Annotated in this window: 12 protein-coding genes; 3 read left to right on the top strand and 9 right to left on the bottom strand. The window is 42.9% G+C overall.

The features are described 5' to 3' along the window. Positions 1-11: 11 nt before the first annotated feature. Positions 12-941 (bottom strand): manganese-dependent inorganic pyrophosphatase, encoded by a 930-nt coding sequence (locus MHI41_RS19045; protein ID WP_008347534.1) that lies wholly within the window; start codon positions 939-941, stop codon positions 12-14. A 303-nt stretch (positions 942-1,244) separates the two neighbouring features. Here MHI41_RS19045 and MHI41_RS19040 point away from each other — a divergent pair, with 303 nt between their 5' ends. The 3 genes from MHI41_RS19040 to rplI are packed head-to-tail and all read left to right on the top strand — an operon-like array spanning position 1,245 to position 4,638. Then, entirely contained in the window at positions 1,245-2,192 is a 948-nt protein-coding gene (locus MHI41_RS19040; RefSeq protein ID WP_073415024.1) for a YybS family protein, read from the top strand. A 20-nt stretch (positions 2,193-2,212) separates the two neighbouring features. Beyond that, positions 2,213-4,192: a DHH family phosphoesterase gene (locus MHI41_RS19035; protein ID WP_017359884.1), complete on the top strand. Its 1,980-nt coding sequence runs from the start codon at positions 2,213-2,215 to the stop codon at positions 4,190-4,192. Beyond that, positions 4,189-4,638: a 50S ribosomal protein L9 gene (gene rplI, locus MHI41_RS19030; protein WP_007497423.1), complete on the top strand. Its 450-nt coding sequence runs from the start codon at positions 4,189-4,191 to the stop codon at positions 4,636-4,638. Before MHI41_RS19035 ends, rplI begins: the two co-directional genes overlap by 4 nt. Positions 4,639-4,678: 40 nt before the next feature. Here the strand turns inward: rplI and MHI41_RS19025 are convergent, their stop codons facing one another. The 8 genes from MHI41_RS19025 to MHI41_RS18990 form a co-directional block, all read right to left on the bottom strand. Then, the gene (locus MHI41_RS19025) at positions 4,679-5,893 is read right to left on the bottom strand and encodes an MFS transporter (protein WP_017368453.1); all 1,215 of its coding nucleotides are present in this window, start codon (positions 5,891-5,893) and stop codon (positions 4,679-4,681) included. A gap of 22 nt (positions 5,894-5,915) precedes the next feature. After that, complete coding sequence (locus MHI41_RS19020) at positions 5,916-6,059, bottom strand: YycC family protein (RefSeq protein WP_008347524.1); 144 nt, start codon at positions 6,057-6,059, stop codon at positions 5,916-5,918. Positions 6,060-6,077: 18 nt separating this feature from the next. After that, entirely contained in the window at positions 6,078-6,866 is a 789-nt protein-coding gene (locus MHI41_RS19015; RefSeq protein ID WP_019743426.1) for an alpha/beta hydrolase-fold protein, read from the bottom strand. A gap of 89 nt (positions 6,867-6,955) precedes the next feature. Further along, complete coding sequence (locus MHI41_RS19010; RefSeq protein WP_017359887.1) at positions 6,956-7,921, bottom strand: iron-hydroxamate ABC transporter substrate-binding protein; 966 nt, start codon at positions 7,919-7,921, stop codon at positions 6,956-6,958. 98 nt (positions 7,922-8,019) lie between these two features. Then, the gene (locus MHI41_RS19005) at positions 8,020-9,645 is read right to left on the bottom strand and encodes an AraC family transcriptional regulator (RefSeq protein WP_342494427.1); all 1,626 of its coding nucleotides are present in this window, start codon (positions 9,643-9,645) and stop codon (positions 8,020-8,022) included. 122 nt (positions 9,646-9,767) lie between these two features. Continuing rightward, positions 9,768-9,995, bottom strand: a complete 228-nt coding sequence (locus MHI41_RS19000) for an MbtH family protein (protein WP_024718451.1) — start codon at positions 9,993-9,995, stop codon at positions 9,768-9,770. A 20-nt stretch (positions 9,996-10,015) separates the two neighbouring features. Continuing rightward, entirely contained in the window at positions 10,016-17,164 is a 7,149-nt protein-coding gene (locus MHI41_RS18995; RefSeq protein ID WP_342494426.1) for an amino acid adenylation domain-containing protein, read from the bottom strand. Positions 17,165-17,179: 15 nt separating this feature from the next. Beyond that, entirely contained in the window at positions 17,180-18,085 is a 906-nt protein-coding gene (locus tag MHI41_RS18990; RefSeq protein WP_317328392.1) for an isochorismatase family protein, read from the bottom strand. Positions 18,086-18,087: the final 2 nt, after the last annotated feature.

Here is an 18,087-nt window from a genome sequence, read left to right as displayed (position 1 = left end):
TCTTTTTGAGTTTATGAAGAAAGTGCGTCTGTTAGTGCAGGCACGACTTGTTTCTTTCTTGATACAACACCTTTGAGTAAAGCAGTGTTGTTTTCAAGTGTGACATTAAATGCTTTTTCTACTTTTGCTGCTTCAGCACCAAGTGCAAGCGCAAGAGAGTCATTTTCTAGAATGTCTGTGATCACTAAAACAAATAGATCAAGACCTTTCGCTGCGATGACTTCATTGATTTTTGCTTCGATGTCAGCTTGTCTTGCTGTTACTTCAGCAATATCAACTGTATTAACTTGTGCAATTTCGACTTTGCTGTTACCTAGTGCAAATTCTTTTGCATCCAGTGTGATTAATTCTTGAACTGTTTTTTGGCTTAGGTCAGCTCCTGCTTTCAGCATATCTAAACCATATACTTCAGGGTCTACTCCTGCGATTTTTGCCAGCTCATGCGCAGCATCAACATCCTGCTGTGTGCATGTTGGGGATTTGAATAGCAAGGAATCAGAAATGATCGCAGACAAAAGCAAACCAGCGATTTCTTTTTCAATTGTGACTTGGTGCTCTTTGTACATTTTGTTTAAGATCGTTGCTGTGCAGCCAACTGGCTCAGCACGATAGTAAAGAGGTTCACTTGTTTCAAAGTTGGCAATACGGTGATGGTCAATGACCTCTGTCACTTGTACTTGATCAATATCGCTTACACTTTGTTGGAATTCGTTATGATCGACAAGAATGACTTGTTTTGTTTCGTTTGCAGCCGTTTCAATGAAACGAGGTGCTTCTTGTTTAAAGAAATCTAATGCGTATTGTGTTTCTCCATTGATTTCTCCAAGTCTGACAGCTTCTGCTTGAACGCCAATTTTGTTTTTCAGATCAGCGTAAGCGATAGCAGAGCAAATCGTGTCTGTGTCAGGGTTTTTGTGTCCGAATACGAGTGTTTTTCCCATGTGAATTCTCCTTCTTACTTTTATTGATGATGTTTCTATTCTAACAGCTTTTGACCTTGAATTCAGGGTTTATAGCTAAGAATAATCTAAAAAATTGTAACATGCTGTCTGAAAAGTTGCATGTACAAGACGATCTAAGTTGTTCCACGTGAAACGCTCTTGAGATAGCCTGCATTTTACTTGCGATTTGCGGCTATGGTAAAATAAAGGTTGGGGCAAGAGATGACGGAGCGTACATCGTACGTATACATAGAAGTACAAATTGAGCAAGATATAGAAAAATGATTGGATTGAGGTGAAGGTGTGAAACAAACAAAAGCGTTAGTAGAAGGCGCTATCATGATCAGTATTTTTGCGGTAATGACGCTGTTCTATTTGTATGTGCCACTTTTATCCATTATTTTCTTCATGGCTGCTCCGATTCCGATCATTCTCTATACAATCAGGCATGGCTTGAAAAAAGGAATTGCGGCTGGCGCTATTGGCATAGTGATCAGCTTTTTAATTGGGTCTATTAATGGGCTGTTAAGTGCGCCGATGCTGATCGCTGTTGGAATAGGTATGGGTGTTTTCTACAGCAGGAGGCAGCCAGGTCAGGCTATTATTACGGGTGCGCTGATCTATTTATTCAGTTTTCTCATTTACTTTGTTGTCAGTGTCCAGCTGTTTCAAGTAGATATACTGGGTGTCGCAAAGGAATCAATTGACCAAATCATGCCGATGGTAGAGAGTACCTTAAAACAATCTGGCGCTTCTGACCAGGACATAGCAAAACAACTCAAGCAGTTTAGAGAATTGCAGGATACGGCATTAAATTCTTTACCTGTAGCGCTTTTGATTTTTGTCACGCTGATGTCTTTCGTCAATCATTGGTTTGTTCGGCCGTTGATCAAACGGTTCGTTCCAGACATGCCAGCTCTTAAGAAATTTAAGGATATGCGACTGCCAAAAAGCATGGTATGGTATTATTTACTCACACTGCTTTTGATGCTGATTCAGCCGGAGAAAGGCAGCTTTTTATCGCTCGTGCAAACGAGTGCTTTTCAAATTTTATTTATACTGGTGCTTATTCAGGGCTTTTCTTTTATCTTCTATTATTGCCACGAAAAAAACATCTCAAAAGTGGTACCCATTTTTGCCGTCGTATTGACGATTCTCTTTCCGCCAATCGGTGTGATTGTGCGTATTATAGGGATTGCTGACATAGGCTTTGATTTAAGAGAAAAAGTAAAAACAAATAATTCACTCTGAATGTTGAGGAGTTGATATCAGTGCCAAGCTTCTATCGAAAACCTGTCATCAAGTATCCGATCTTCGCGTTAATTGTTCTTGCGGTGATCACAGTCCTCCTCAACCTTTATTTTAATTGGATCATAGGAGCGGTTGGTCTTTTAGTCCTTGCGGGTGTGCTCTACTTTTTAAAGTGGGCAGATACGCAGGTACAAAAAGAGATTGATTCATATATTTCAACATTATCCTATCGAGTCAAAAAGGTTGGAGAAGAAGCATTAATGGAGATGCCAATTGGTATTATGCTGTTTAATGACCAGTATTATATCGAATGGACCAATCCATTTCTCGCTTCGTGCTTCCATGAAAGCACACTTGTCGGCAGATCCTTGTATGATACATTTGAATCCATTGTGCCTCTTATTAAACAAGAGGTTGAGACAGAAAATGTGACGCTGAATGACCGGAAATTCAAAGTCATTATTAAACGGTCAGAGCGCCTTTTATATTTCTTTGATGTCACGGAACAAGTGCAGATTGAAAGACAGTATGAAAATGAACGAACGGTGTTATCTTATATCTTTTTAGACAATTATGATGATGTCACACAAGGTCTCGATGATCAGGTGCGCAGCGCGATAAATAGTGAAGTCACATCGCTGTTAAACAATTGGGCACAAGAATACGGCATTTTCCTAAAAAGAATTTCATCTGAACGATTTATGGCGGTATTAAACGAGAGCATCTTAGCAGAGCTTGAAGCGTCGAAGTTCTCTATTTTAGACGAAGTTCGTGAGAAAACAGGGGCACATAGCGCCACGCTTACCCTTAGTATTGGAATCGGTGCGTCTGTTCCTTCTTTAAAAGAACTTGGTGCACTTGCGCAGTCGAGTCTTGATCTTGCCCTTGGACGAGGCGGGGATCAGGTAGCGATTAAACAGCCGAATGGGAAAGTGAAATTCTACGGTGGGAAAACCAATCCAATGGAAAAACGGACACGAGTACGCGCACGGGTCATTTCACATGCTTTAAAAGAAATTGTATCTGAAAGCGGTAATGTCATGATCATGGGGCATAAGTTCCCCGACATGGATTCTATCGGTGCCTCGATCGGGATTTTAAAGGTTGCTCAGGCGAATGGAAAAGAAGGTTACATCGTCATTGATGCCAACCAGATTGGGGACAGCGTTCAACGCTTAATTAGTGAAATTAAGAATTATGAAGAACTTTGGTCCCGTTTTATCACGCCTGAGGAAGCGATGGAGCTTGCAAAGGATGACACATTGCTTGTGGTCGTAGATACACATAAACCGTCCCTTGTGATGGAAGAACGACTGCTAAATAAGATTGAAAACGTCGTTGTCATTGACCACCATAGACGTGGTGAGGAATTTATTCGTGATCCTTTACTTGTCTATATGGAGCCGTATGCTTCATCTACAGCAGAACTTGTGACAGAGCTGTTAGAGTATCAGCCGAAGAAATTGCGGATTAACATGATTGAAGCCACAGCACTTCTTGCTGGGATCATCGTGGATACGAAGAGTTTCTCCCTCAGAACGGGGTCAAGAACGTTCGATGCAGCATCCTACCTTCGTGCAAAAGGGGCAGATCCTGTCCTTGTGCAAAAGTTTTTGAAAGAGACAGTCGATCATTACATCAAACGGGCAAAGCTCATTCAGCATACAGAGCTGTATCAAAATCAGGTAGCGATTGCTTCCTTGCCGTCTGACAGATCTGAGTATTATGATCAAATTACGATTGCACAGACAGCTGATTCTCTCTTGTCGATGAGTGAGGTTGAAGCATCATTTGCTGTCGCAAGGCGAGATGACGATACGGTCTGTATTAGTGCAAGATCGTTAGGGGATATCAACGTTCAAATCATTATGGAAGCATTAGATGGCGGCGGTCATTTGACTAACGCTGCGACCCAGATTTATGGTATAACCATTGAAGAAGCGGTAGAGAAGTTAAAAGCTGCCATAGACGAATATTTCGAAGGAGGGGTTCAAAGATGAAAGTCATCTTTCTAAAAGACGTAAAAGGCAAAGGGAAAAAAGGCGAAGTCAAAAATGTAGCAGACGGATACGCTCACAACTTTCTCATCAAACAAGGGTTAGCTGTTGAAGCAACTCCAACGAACCTAAGTGCATTGGAAGGGCAGAAAAACAAAGAGAAAAAGAATGCCATCCAAGAGCTTGAGCAAGCGAAACAATTAAAAGAAACACTTGAGGCGCTGACAGTGGAACTCACTGCTAAATCAGGTGAAGGCGGTCGTCTATTTGGATCGATTACAAGCAAACAAATCGCTGATAAATTGCAAAAAGAACATCAAATCAAACTCGATAAGCGTAAAATCGAGTTGAATGATGCCATCCGTGCGTTAGGATACACAAATGTACCGGTGAAGCTTCACCCAGAAGTACAAGCAACATTAAAAGTGCACGTCACAGAACAAGCATAAATAGAAAAGAACCCGTCTCCTCGTGAGGCGGGTTCTTTGTTTATGATGGATCTGAAATATAGACGCTTCGTCCAGCACGCATACCGGATATAAACATGAAAAATAGGACGATGATAAAGATGATAATGGCTGGCGTCCATGTATGTGTCACATCAAAAAGGATACCGATCATGAATGGACCAACAGCGGCTAATAAATAACCGAGTGACTGCGCCATTCCAGAAAGGGCAGCTGCTTGTTCCATATTGGTTGTTCGTAATCCGATAAATGTGAGGGCAAGACTGATACTGGCCCCTTGTCCGACGCCGATGAATAGCACAGAGATGACAAGAATAGGCGTCGACCCTCCGAGAAGGAGACCAATCATGCCGAGTAAATACACAAGGACAAGGCCGACGACAAGCGGTCTTTGCGTTTTTAATTTTTCTGCAAAAACGGGCGTTAAGAAGGTGGATGGCAGACCAGTGAACTGCATAATAGAAAGCATCCATCCCGCTGTCGCCAGGTTCATGCCATGTGATGTCAAAATATCAGGAAACCATGCGATACTGCTGTAGAAAAGGAATGATTGCAAGCCCATAAAAAAGGTCACCTGCCATGCGACACGTGAACGCCATATTGGCTGCTCTTTGAGTGAAATGCTTTTGACAGCCGCTGTGTTCTGATGAAGAAGCTGCGGCGCCCACACCATCATCGCAAGAAGGGCAAGTCCGGCCCAGACAAGGAATGATGTATTCCAGCCGCCAGGCATTGCATGACTGAGCGGAACGCTAACACCAGATGCAAGTGCAGCAAAAACGGACATCGATGTCGTATACACGCTTGTCATTAATCCAGCATGTGCAGGGAATTTATGTTTCACAAGTCCAGGTAAAAGCACATTACAAATCGCAATCCCGACGCCGACTAGCGCCGTTCCCATCATTAAAAAGGTGATGCTACCAAATGAACGAATGACAATCCCAAAGAGCAGGACAGCAAGCCCAAGCCAAAGTGTTCGTTCATTCCCAAGACGTTTTCCGATTTTAGGTGCAATGGGAGATAGCAATGCGAATGAGAGCAGTGGTAATGTCGTGAGGAAACCAGCAAGTCCATTTGAAAGCTGTAAATCAGAACGAATGGCACCGATCACAGGACCAACAGACGTAATGGCTGGCCTCAGGTTAAAGGCAATGAGTAAAATCCCAGCAATCAGCAAAATGGTTTGCCCTGTACTGCGAGGATGAAATGTTGATTTTTCTAGTTGTTGTTCCATGAATGTAAACTCCTTTATTTCTTTAAGAACGATCTTTCTTCTGTTCAAGCTCCGCTAATTTAGCTAATAAGATGTGCTGCGGCATATGCATGATTTGCTCTAACGGTACATTGAGTGATGCAGCAAGCTTTTGTGCGGTATCGGCTGAGATTTGTAAAGGTCTCATGCGCAAATCCCTCCTCTTTCAATCTATACGTTCCAATATACCATATCGACTTTGTGACTTGCTGATAAAAAATTTGGGTTTTCTTTTATAAAACCACTTGATGGCCGATAAGAAATTTTTTTGAAATTGTTTCAGATGGTGACCCTCTCCTTGTTCAATGTGAAAGTGAAGCTTTCGTTCCTGCATCCCTTTCTGTAATAAAAGATCATGGAGTTGTTTGTTGAATAAAGGCATGTGCTGTTGGGCAGATGTTTTGCCTTTCCCTTCTTCACTGCCTACAGACAAATAGACAAGGTGGTTCACAGACTGAATGCTTTGTTGTTTAGCAAACGGTAGAAAATCTTGATACCAAAATGACCCAGAGATAGATGCGATGTTTTTAAAAAGGTCAGGGTACATGAATAAGGTATAAATAGCAAAGAGTCCACCTAATGAAGCACCTACGTGGCTATGTTCATGACCGGTCTGTTTAACTGGGTATTCTCTTTTGATATATGGAAGCAAGTCATTTGCTAAAAATGACACATATGTCTGTGCCTCACCTTTAAAGTCAGGGAATCCAGAATGCAGTGATGATGCTTTCCATGGTGTATATTCGTCAAGTCGATTGAAGGGGTGTATACCGACGATGATGATTGGCGAGATGGTTTTGGCTTCAATCATGCTTTCGATCTCTAGCAGGTGGGTTCTAAACAAAGAAGAGCCATCTTGTACAAAGACAGCTGGAACATCAATAGAGGTGTCCGATGGAAGGTAAATATCAAGCTGCCGCCCGTTCAATTCGTCATATAGAAACGTTCCGTTCATGTGTATTCTCTCCTTCAAGTTTTCAAGCTCCGCTGAAAAGAAGAACAAAGGACTAAAATGTTTAGCCCTTTGTCAAGATGCGCATCTTTTTAGTTGGTTTGATCTAGCCATTTGACAGCCTGATCAAGGAAGGTGGTTTTGCTTAGTGCTGTTCCTCCCTGAAGCATAGGATCAACGACATTTTCATTGATGTGTCCATTTTTCACAGCTTTTAGGCTGTTCCAAATTTTATTTCCCTCTAAGTCCTTCAATGCATTTGGATTCGATGAGTTTTCCTCTTGGGAGAATTGAACAAAGATATAATCAGGATTGAGTTCACCTAGGCGTTCCAATGAAATCATTGCTTGTGCTTTGGCTTTTTTGATATCACTTGGTGCTGTAAATCCTAAGTCCCCATATAAAGTAGAGTTGAAGTATACGTCTTCAGGGTACACGTACAGGTCGCCCTGTCTAATGCGTAAAATGACAGCTGTTTTGTTGTTGCTTTTGTCTTTCAGGGTTTCTTTCGCTTGTTTGAGATCTTTCTGATAATCAGAAATGATGCTTTTCGCTTCTTCACTTTTTCCAGTCAGTTCACCGAGTAATAAAAGGTTGCTTTCCCAGTCGGAAGAGACATGTGATACTGGGATCGTCGTTTGAACTTTATCTAGTTTTTTAATTGTTGCAGGCGGAAACTTGGTTGATCCGAGTATCACGTCTGGTTTTAGTTTTAAGATTTTTTCTAGGTTCGGTTCTGTTTTTTCCCCAATGCCTTCTGTTTTTGCTGTAATGTCTTTAAATAATTCAGGGAAAGTGCCGCCGACAGTAGAAGCACCAATAGGCTCGATACCAAGTAGTTTTGCATCTTCCATCGATTCTAGGCTTCCAGCAATGACGACTCTTTTCACTGGTGTTTTGAGTTTGTACGTTTGATCTAAATATTTGATGTTTGTTTCTGCTGCTTCAGCTGACTTGCTTTTGGTTGTGTTTGAAGCCGGTTTATTTTCTGCAGCACCACAGGCTGCTGCGGTGATCGTCATGATACAAAGGATAAGCAATGCGAACCATTTTTTCATTTGTTTTCTCCTTTAACTGATAATTGTTCTCAATTAAAGATTGTAGTAGTCATTCGTCCTTTTATCCATAGACAATGATCTGTCTAGTGATGGACTTTTTACGGAAAAAAAGATAAAAGGTCCTGAATGACTCGTTGATGACTGGCTGCTGTGTATTCACGCCAAGGGTCAGAAGCGAGTGGATAGACGGCTTGTTGCGTCACAGCCTTGAGATTTTGCCAAGCCTCCTGTTGCTTTAATTTTTGATAAAAAGCAATGGTTTTTGGTTCTTTATGCAACAAAAGGAAGATGGCATCTGGGTCTAACTGCTGTATAGAGTGAATGCTGATTTTTTTTTCGATGAGCTGGCCATCATTCTGAAAAGCTGGCAGAAGGCCAATGTCATGAAAAATTACTTCTGACATGGTGCGATTGACAGATAAGTAGAGCTGATCTTGAAAGATACGAAGAGGCAGGACGGTTCTTGGTGGATGATCAATAAGGCATGCCTTTTTCGCTTGAATGACGAGTTCTTCGTAATGAAGCAGCCATTCTTCTGCTTCCCTCGTTTCGTTTAAGAACAGAGCTGTTTGTCTGAATTGAGCGCGCCAATCCAATTGTGTGAATGGAACAAAGTGAACAGGACAGATGGTTTTCAACGCTTGTTTTTCTTCCTCTGTCACATGATCATTGGCAATGATCAGCTCAGGTTGTGCTTCCTTCAATTGCTGTAAATTGGCTTCAGCGTGTTCGTTGATACGATGTGCACTCAGATGAATCGGAATTTCTTCTGCATAATGCTCAAAATCATGTGCAGTCCATTTAGGGTGAAGAGGGGCAGCATATGGGATGATATGAATGGGTGTGAGCTGACCGAGTATGGAATGGCCATAGGCAGCCATTTTCCGTTGACGGCTTTTCATATAAGCAGAAGGAGTGATACCCGTTTTTTTCTTAAAGATGCGGCTAAAGTAATAGGGGTCTTGATAGCCGATGTCCTGTGCAATGTCTTTAAGCTTTGCATGACCTTTCGCCATGAACTGTTTGGCTCTAGCCAGTCTTTTCTTGGTGATATAATCAGTGACACTCACATCAAAATGCTTTTTAAATAGCTCGCTGTAATGATTGGCGCTGATACCAGCCATATGAGATAGACTTGTAAGGCTGAGAGGTTCTTCGGAATGTTGATCGATATATTGTTTTGTTTTAAAAAGGGCGTGTGTTGTGTCACAAATGTCTTCTTTATGCAGTGTGAAAAGCTGCATCATGAGCTGTTGAAAAAGGGTTTGGCTTCTAAAAAAGCTAATGGATTCAGGTTTTTGCCATTCTGCTGTCATGTCGGACAGTAAAGAATGAATGTGTTCAATCGAGCTAATATCGATAAATTGCCATACATTCAGTAAAGAGCGGGCATGTTCAGTTGATACTTCTTCTATGTTTTGACCTTGCGGCGTGTACATCTGAAAGCGAAACAGATAGAGCTCGTGTTTTTGATAAGGCTCTGTTTTCAACATAAATGTTTCCCCAGGCATCATCGTATAGAGTGTCAGATGTTTCAATCGCCATCTTTGATCGTTCAATGTAAGTAAACCGCTGCCGCTTATGCTAAAAAGGAGGCAGAAAGTATCTGACAACTGCTGCTCCGTATGTGGAAGATCTGCATTATTTATTTTTTCAGTATATGTTAATCGATAAATGCATTGTTCAGCATTTACCTTTGTACATAATTGATGATTGTTTCCCATAAAACCACCTGATCTCTTATTAATTGATAAATATTCTCAATTGAATTGTATCAGAAAGAGCTGGAAAATGGTGTGTTTATTCTGTCAAAAAAGCACCCTGATGGAGATCAGGGTGCGATGATTTATTCCGTTTTTCCATGTGCTAACGCAGGTTCTTTTGTTAAGCTTAATGGCCGTAAGTCCTGCCAGTGTGTCTGGATATAATCAATGCAGGCATTTCTAGTGTCTTCACCAAAGACCTTTTCCCATCCATCTGGTATTGGTGCAAATGATGGCCAAAGTGAATGTTGTCCTTGTTCATTGACAAGCACAAGAAATACACCGTCTTCACGATCAAAGGGATTTGTCATTTGTCATCTCTCCTTTATTCTTAGTGCTTTTGTTTGACCCGGTGCAGAGCGTTGTCTAAGATGACACCAATTTCTGCTAGGGGTTTAGGCTGGCACATGTCTTTGTGCCGGCAATGAATGTCGTGCTGTTCAATGGTTCCATTGATATAAGGTGCCCATGCTTCGGGATCAATTGGTGTAAACCAGTCTGGGATAATGGTAGATCTAAAGAATAATATGTCCCCTTGATAAGTTTTTGGCTGATATTCCCCGAGCAATCGCACTGAGTTGACATAGGTTTCTTTTAGATTTCTAATGGCATCCTCACTTAAGCTTGCTAGTGCACTGCCGTCTTTTTTCAAGATGTCGACAGCACTTTTCATCGTGAGCGGTTCACCTGTTAAGGTATCTGGATCATAACCGCCGAGTGCAAGAAGAGCGATGAGTGCTTCTTCTTCATCAGGTGCTTCTTTAATCGGTAAGAAATGGTTCGGATAGGCATCCAGCATCGCAACGAGAGCGATTTCTTCACCTTGCTGCTGGAGTTGAGTAGCCATTGCTTGTACAACGTTTCCGCCAAGTGACCAGCCAAGTAGATGATAAGGGCCTTTTGGCTGAATCGTTTGGATGTGCTTAATATAATCGGCAGCCATATCATCGAGTGTATGCGGATAGTCATCTTTTCTTGCGATTCCTCGTGCCTGTAATCCATAAATAGGGATGTCTTTCTCTAATGTATTCAAGAGGCCTGCATAGCACCAGCTAAGACCACCTGCTGGGTGAACACAGAAGAGAGGGTGTCTTTCTCCATTTGTTCGTAGCGGCAGTAAGATTTCTAGTGCGTTTTCATCGCTTCCTGTTTCTAGTTTCTCTGCCAAGCTGGCAACGTTCGGTGCTTCAAACAACGTTCCGATGCTCAGTTTCACACCAAGTGCATCACGAATGCGGCTGATTAAACGAACCGCAAGTAAGGAATGCCCGCCAATGTCAAAAAAGCGATCGTCAATGCTGATTTTTGGCAAATCAAGCACCTCTTCAAAGAGGTGGCATAGAACTTCCTCTTTCGGGTTTCTTGGTCCGCGGCCATCCGTTTGCTGTATATGCAATTGAGGTGCCGGTAGTGATTTTTGATCAAGCTTCCCGTTTGCTGTAAGTGGCATCGTATCAATCTGTACATAAGCCGCAGGCACCATGTAATCAGGAAGACTGGCCGCCGCAAAATGGCGAAGAGTCTCTGTATCGAAATGGTCTTCTTCAGTTGTTACGATGTATGCGACTAAGCGTTTGTCACCAGGCTGATCCTCTCGCAAAATGACGGCAACTTGTGCAACTGCGTCGTGGCGTGATAGAACGGCTTCGATTTCTCCAAGTTCAATCCTAAACCCGCGTATTTTAATTTGATGATCAGCTCTACCAATGTAATCAAGTGCCCCTTCTTCTGTCCAGCGAGCGAGGTCGCCTGTACGATACATCCTTGTGCCAGGTGCTCCATAAGGATCAGCAGGGAATCGATCTGATGTCAGGTCAGGCCTGCCTAGATAACCTCTAGCCAAACCAGCTCCAGCTACATACATTTCACCTGTTGTCCCAGGTGGAACAGGTTGTAGGTATTCATCTAGTACGTACACGTGTAAATCAGGAATTGGTTCGCCTATTAAACTGCTGGATTTCTTTGCGATCATGTCTCGATTGAGTACATTGTACGTAACGTGAACGGTGGTTTCTGTAATGCCATACATGTTAATTAATTTTGGCTTGCAGTCTGAGTGACGGCTGTACCAATCTTCTAATCTGCTAAGCTCTAATGCTTCACCGCCAAAGATGACATAGCGGAGTGATAATGCTTGACCAAGTGTTTGTTGTTCCTTGTCTATCTGCATGAGTTGATAGAAGGCGGAAGGTGTTTGATTAAGTACAGTCACACCTTCATCGACTAGAAGCTGCATCATCTCTTCTGGAGAACGAGAGATGGTATGAGGAACAATGACAAGTCGCCCGCCATATAAAAGGGGTCCCCATATTTCCCAAACTGAAAAGTCAAAGGCATATGAATGGAACATTGTCCAAACATCCTCTTCATCGAAATGGAACCAATGTTCAGTAGATGTCAGAAGACGGATGATATTTTGGTGTGGAATGACCACTCCTTTTGGTTTCCCTGTAGAGCCGGACGTATAAATAATATAGGCCGGATGAAGAGAAGATAGCGACTCAATTCTGTCTATATCAGCCGGGTTGTGATTTGGCGTAGTCAGCAATTGATCAATTGTTTCTTTTTCGTCTAACAAAATCAAATCGCAATCAGCAGGGAGATGTAATGCAGCTGCTTTTGTTGTGATGCTGCAAACTGGTTTGGCATCTTGTATCATGTATGCCAGTCTGTCTGCTGGATAATCAGGATCAAGCGGAACATAGGCTGCGCCTGCTTTATGAACGGCTAATAAACTGACGAGCATATCAATTGATCTAGGCAGAGCAAGTGCAACGAACTGTTCTGGTCCAACGTCTTTTTCTATTAATAAATGAGCCAGACGATTGGCTTTGTTGTTTAACTCTTGATAAGTAAGCTGCCTCTTGCCATCCGTTACAGCCACTCGATCAGGGAATTGCTGCACCGTTTTTTCCAATAAGGCTGGGAGATTAGGTGCTTGGTCTGACTGAGCGAATGTCTGTTTGTCAGGGAGAAATGTTTGTCGTTCTTGATCTGATAAAATGTTCACTTGACCAATCGGCAGATGTGGGCGCTCAGCTATCTCTGTTAAAAAGCGCTTCATTCTGTCAGCGATTGCTCGAACGGTACTTTGTTTAAATACATCTGTGCTGAATTCAAACAATCCTGTTAATCCTGCTGCTGATCCAGTTTCAGTTCTTTGTTCTGTCAATTCGATGGTCAGATCAAATTTAGCTGATCCCACTGGTTTCACGTAGAGATCCGAATCAAGTTGTGTCAGCTTCATTTCCGCCTTCGGTGTATTTTGGAAGGCAAGCATGACTTGGAATAATGGATTCCGTGATCTGGAGCGGGTTGGATTTAGGATTTCCACTAGCCGTTCAAATGGCAGATCCTGATGCTCATAGGCTGCTAAGTCAACGTTTCGCACTCGCTTCAATAGCTCACTGAAGGTTGGATTACCAGCTGTATTTGTACGTAATACTAGTGTGTTTACAAACAATCCGACAATATCGTCAAGTGCATCGTCATTCCGTCCAGCAATTGGACTGCCGATTGGGATATCTGTCCCTGCCCCAAGACGTGTCAGTAATGCTGCAAGTGATGCTTGAAGCACCATGAACAAACTCACTTGATGCTGTTTCGCAAGCTCAAGAAGGTTTTGATGTAAAGCCGGTTCGATCGTAAAGTCTATCGTCGCACCGTTGAAGCTTCCTTCCTGTGGACGTGGGAAGTCATAGGGAAGCTCAAGTTCTTCTGGCAGGTCATGTAAGGCACCTTTCCAATAGCTGAGCTGCTTGGCAAATAGACTATCCGTCTCTTCTTCACTACCCAACAGCTTCTGCTGCCAAATAGCATAGTCAGCATATTGAACAGGTTCCGCTGGCAAGGAGAGGGATTTCCCTTGTATACGGGCTTCATAAGCAGCCGCTAAGTCTCGTGTCAATGGTGCAAGCGACCAGCCGTCACCAGCGATATGATGCAGCAATAGAAGCAGGACAGACCGATTGGCATCAAGCATGAATAATTCAGCTCGCAGTGCAGGTTCTTCTTCAACCTGAAAGCTATAGCGAATGGCTTCATTTAATTGATTCTCAATTTGTTGATCACTCGAAGCTGTGACGTGGAGTTCAGGCTGAACACTTTTTGGGTGTAAAATAACCTGTCTTGGCATGCCATTCTTATTTGGAAAAATGGTTCTAAGGGTTTCATGTTTTTCAGTGATATCTGCCAAAGCACCAGTTAGAGCTTGTTGATCTAGTGTACCTGTCAGCTGAATGACAAGTGGAATATTGTAAGTTGGACTTGGCCCTTCAAGGCAATGAAGGAACCAGAGCCGTTTTTGGGCAAAGGATAACGGTATCTCATCTGGCTTGTTTTCTACCTGAAGCGGCGGCCGAATGTCCTTCGCTTTGTCCAAGTGCTGCGCAAGTTCAGCAACCCGAGGTGATTCAAAAATGGTGCTCATGCTTAGGTCTGCACCGAATGTATCTCGTATACGTCGAAGCAGACGAGCGGCAAGTAAAGAATGTCCACCTAAGTCAAAGAAACTATCATCTATGCCAATTTGAGATAGGTCAAGTGTTTCTGCAAATAAACTACATAACATGTCTTCTTGGGGTGTTCTAGGTGTACGCTCGGAACTAACTAAAGACATATTTGGCACCGGCAATGCTTTGCGATCGATTTTGCCGTTTGGTGTAAGTGGTAGTTCCGGCAAAAAGACAACAGCAGAAGGCACCATGTAGTCTGGAAGTAATGCAGCCACAAATTGCCTGAGCTCTGAAGGGTGAAGAGCTGAGTCGTCTGTCAGCACAACATACGCACAAAGCAACTGTTGCCCAGGTTGATCTTCACGAACGATCACAGATGTATGCTTTATAGCTTGATGCTGCATAATCACGGTTTCAATTTCACCCAGTTCAATACGGAAGCCGCGAATTTTAATTTGATGATCGGCGCGGCTAATATAATCAATCGAACCATCTTCACGCCATCTGGCTAAATCACCAGTGCGATACATTCTCGTGCCTTTTGTGCCGAACGGATCAGCGACAAATCGTTCTGCCGTTAAGTCGTATCGTCCAAGATATCCTCTTGATACTCCTTCACCTGCAATATAAAGTTCACCAATTGATCCTGCTGGGACTGGGTTTAGTCCTTCATCTAAAATGTAAATGCTCGTATTCCAAATGGGTTTACCAATTGCCGGCCCGTTATTCTCCCGGTGTGCTGTGACATTTTCCATCGTAGACCAGATCGTCGTTTCTGTAGGTCCGTACAAATTGGTAATGTCGCATTGAAGAGATTGCAGTGTGTGCAAAAGGGAGGCAGGAAGTGCTTCTCCTCCAACAAGAACACGCATACCTGTGATCGCGTCAGGGTATTCATCTGCCAATGCATGCCACAACGTTGGTGTTGCCTGCATGATTGTGACCTGATGAGAACGAATCATGTTTGAAAGCTTTGCTGGTTCTTGTATCGTTTCTTTTTTTGCCAATAAAATAGCTGCCCCATGTAAGAGTGGGAGGAACATTTCTAGCCCGGAAATATCAAAGGCTATGGTCGTTACCGCTAAAAGCTGGTCTCCTTGATCTAATAAAAATGCGTCTTGCATGGACAATATAAAGTTAATTACATTTCGCTTTGTTACAACAACACCCTTTGGTTTGCCTGTCGATCCTGACGTGTAGAGGATATAGGCGGGGTGATGTGGAGAGCCCTCGCTCCAGGTCGGATTGAGATGCGGACTGCCTGCTATCTCCTGATGAACAGTTGCATCATCCAGTTGAACGATGTGCGGATAGTCCAAACCATCTGCTGTCTCCTTGATTGTGAGCAAGCACGCCGGTTTAGCATCTTCTAGCATATAGGCGACACGATCGTTAGGATAATCAGGGTCTAGTGGTAGATATGCGGCTCCCGTTTTGACGACGGCTAATAGACTTACGACCATATCGATGGATCGAGGCAGAGCGATTGCGACGAATTGTTCTGGTCCAATGCCACGATTTTTCAAATAATGAGCTAATTGATTTGCCCGCTGATTCAACTCTTCATAGGTCAAAATGATTCCTTCAAACTGTAATGCTTTTGCTTGCGGCGTTTTGCTCACTTGTTTTTCAAATAGTTCCCGTAATGATTCTTTTGGTAATTCTCGTTTTGTATCATTCCAGTGCTTGAGAATGTTCTCTTTTTCTTCAGACAAAAGAAGGTTGAATTGACTGATTGTCTGATCTTGCTCTAGTCCGGTTATTTCCTCCAGCAATTGAAGAAAACGATGTTGATGAGCGTCAACGGCTGTCTCTTTGTAAACGGCAGGGTTTGCATCAAAGTCGATTTGAAATCCGTTTCCATCCGCACGGTCGTATATGTTGATCGATAAATCATCTACCGGTCCTGCTGAAAGATTGTGTGCTCGACCAATGCTCTGATCGAACTTGAGATCATAATCAAATGGCATGATATTGATCTGTGGACCGAATAATCGTTGATTTCTTCCGATGAGCTTAAAGTCTCTCCGCATGTCTTCATGACGATATCGTTGATGAGGACGAATGGCTTTCAGTTCATCAGATACTTGACGAACAAGTGCTGAGAGCGTCATATCTGGTTTGCATGTTAAACGAAGCGGTACCAGGTTCATGACCATTCCAGGTGTTTGCAAGGCGCACGATCCAAGGCGCATCATCACAGGTAATCCTAAAACAATATCATGTGCACCCGTCATACGATGCATATAGAGTGCGGATGCGGCAAGAATCATTTCATGCCACGTACTACCGAAGGCTTGGGCGTTTTTTTTCATTTTGCTTACCTTTTCGACATCGTATCTAGCCGTTTTCCGGATAAAATGATCCGACGTTCTTGGGGCAAGCTCAGCAAGGCTGACAATTTCCGGTTGATCAGCAAAACGATTTTTCCAAAATGCTCGATCATCTTCAAATCGATTGGACTGTTGATAAGCGATCTCTTCTTGGACTACATCATGTAAAGCTCCAAATGTTTGAGGAGGCACAGGTGTCCCTTGCGATAGGGCTGAATAGACCTCAGCAACACGACGTGCAATGAGCGAAAAGGCGAATCCATCAATGGCAATATGATGAATGCGCTGATACCAAATAAATCGGTCGTCAGCAAGTTGAAAAAGCACTTCACGGAATAATACATCTTTCTCTAAAGAGACTGGTGTGGAAAGATCGGCTTTCATCCATGCTTTAGCCGCATCAAACGGCTGTTTTTCATTTTGTAAATTGACATATTGAAATGGGATCTCTTTCTTAGATGTTTTCCATTGCTTTGGACCGTCAGTATCCTCAACGAATTGCATATACAAGGAATCTGCTTCTAAGACAGTCTTTCGAATGGCTGCTTCAAAGTGTATGGGATCAATAGAACCTTTAATCTCTATATACTCAGCTGTATTGAAAATAGGGTTAGATGGATCAAGCTGCTGTGCATACCAAATGCCTGATTGGGCACCGGTTAGTGGGAATGAATCGACGGACTGGATCGACAAGGGCCTAAACCTCCTTTACAAGTAATCGATATTTGGGATAGATGGCTGTTTTTCTGGGAAAAGAAGAGTCCGCCAACACATGAGCGTTGGATTTGCTGCAAGCTCAACGAAATTGATGGTCGCTCCTTGCTGTCTCCACTTTTCCGCTAGACTCATCATTCTGATAGAATCAAGTCCAAGGTAGACAAGATTCTCGTCAAGCGGTATTTCATTCGGCTCGATTTGGAGATATTCAGCTACTTGGTGAACGATAGCATCAAAGGATAGGTCATCAGCTGCTTCCTGTCCTGTTAAACGACGAATGATTTGATTGGTCGTAGTGGTGACCGCACAGCGTTCAGCTGCATAGGTCATTGCCATTTTGTGATGCTTAAGTGAAAAGTCAGCGACGGCATCGGCGACAAAAAAGGTTTCAATATCGAGCATGAATGCTTCTGCGGCTGTCAGCATACATCCAATATGTGCATATACGCCAGTAATGATCAGTTGATCACGTCCGCCTTCGTGAAGAAGATCTAAAAAGTTGGATTTTTTGAATGCGCTATAACGCCATTTTGTCAGCATTGTATCTGATTCAGATGGAGCAAGCTGATCAATGATTTTTGTCAATGCTTCATCATCACCAAGACCAGGTCCCCAAAAATCTGTTAATAAGGCACGATCCTTCGGGTCTTGATCACCAGGTTGAGCTGTATAGACGACTGGAATGCCGAGATCTTTGCATGTATCACGTAATTGTTCAATATGCTGCACTAACTCTGTAATCGGTGAAGTATCTTGTTGAAATGCATTTAAAAAATATTGCTGCATGTCATGTATCAGCAGGACAGCACGTTTCGGATCAGGGATCCAATTCACTTTATTTTCAGGTAAATCTTGTATGCTTGGCATTGGATACGCAGGAATAGTAGGGATTGCCATGG

The sequence above is a fragment of the Bacillus sp. FSL M7-0307 genome, from assembly GCF_038627835.1.
Lineage (GTDB): Bacteria > Bacillota > Bacilli > Bacillales > Bacillaceae > Bacillus > Bacillus altitudinis.
This window is presented reverse-complemented; position numbering and strand designations above follow the sequence as displayed.

Bases quoted from the DNA above. Each gene is read 5' to 3' on its own strand.
- MHI41_RS19045 (WP_008347534.1), bottom strand. From the start codon at position 941: ATGGGAAAAACACTCGTATTCGGACACAAAAACCCTGACACAGACACG.
- rplI (WP_007497423.1), top strand. From the start codon at position 4,189: ATGAAAGTCATCTTTCTAAAAGACGTAAAAGGCAAAGGGAAAAAAGGC.
- MHI41_RS19025 (WP_017368453.1), bottom strand. From the start codon at position 5,893: ATGGAACAACAACTAGAAAAATCAACATTTCATCCTCGCAGTACAGGG.
- MHI41_RS19020 (WP_008347524.1), bottom strand. From the start codon at position 6,059: ATGAGACCTTTACAAATCTCAGCCGATACCGCACAAAAGCTTGCTGCA.
- MHI41_RS19015 (WP_019743426.1), bottom strand. From the start codon at position 6,866: ATGAACGGAACGTTTCTATATGACGAATTGAACGGGCGGCAGCTTGAT.
- MHI41_RS19010 (WP_017359887.1), bottom strand. From the start codon at position 7,921: ATGAAAAAATGGTTCGCATTGCTTATCCTTTGTATCATGACGATCACC.
- MHI41_RS19005 (WP_342494427.1), bottom strand. From the start codon at position 9,645: ATGGGAAACAATCATCAATTATGTACAAAGGTAAATGCTGAACAATGC.
- MHI41_RS19000 (WP_024718451.1), bottom strand. From the start codon at position 9,995: ATGACAAATCCCTTTGATCGTGAAGACGGTGTATTTCTTGTGCTTGTC.
- MHI41_RS18990 (WP_317328392.1), bottom strand. From the start codon at position 18,085: ATGGCAATCCCTACTATTCCTGCGTATCCAATGCCAAGCATACAAGAT.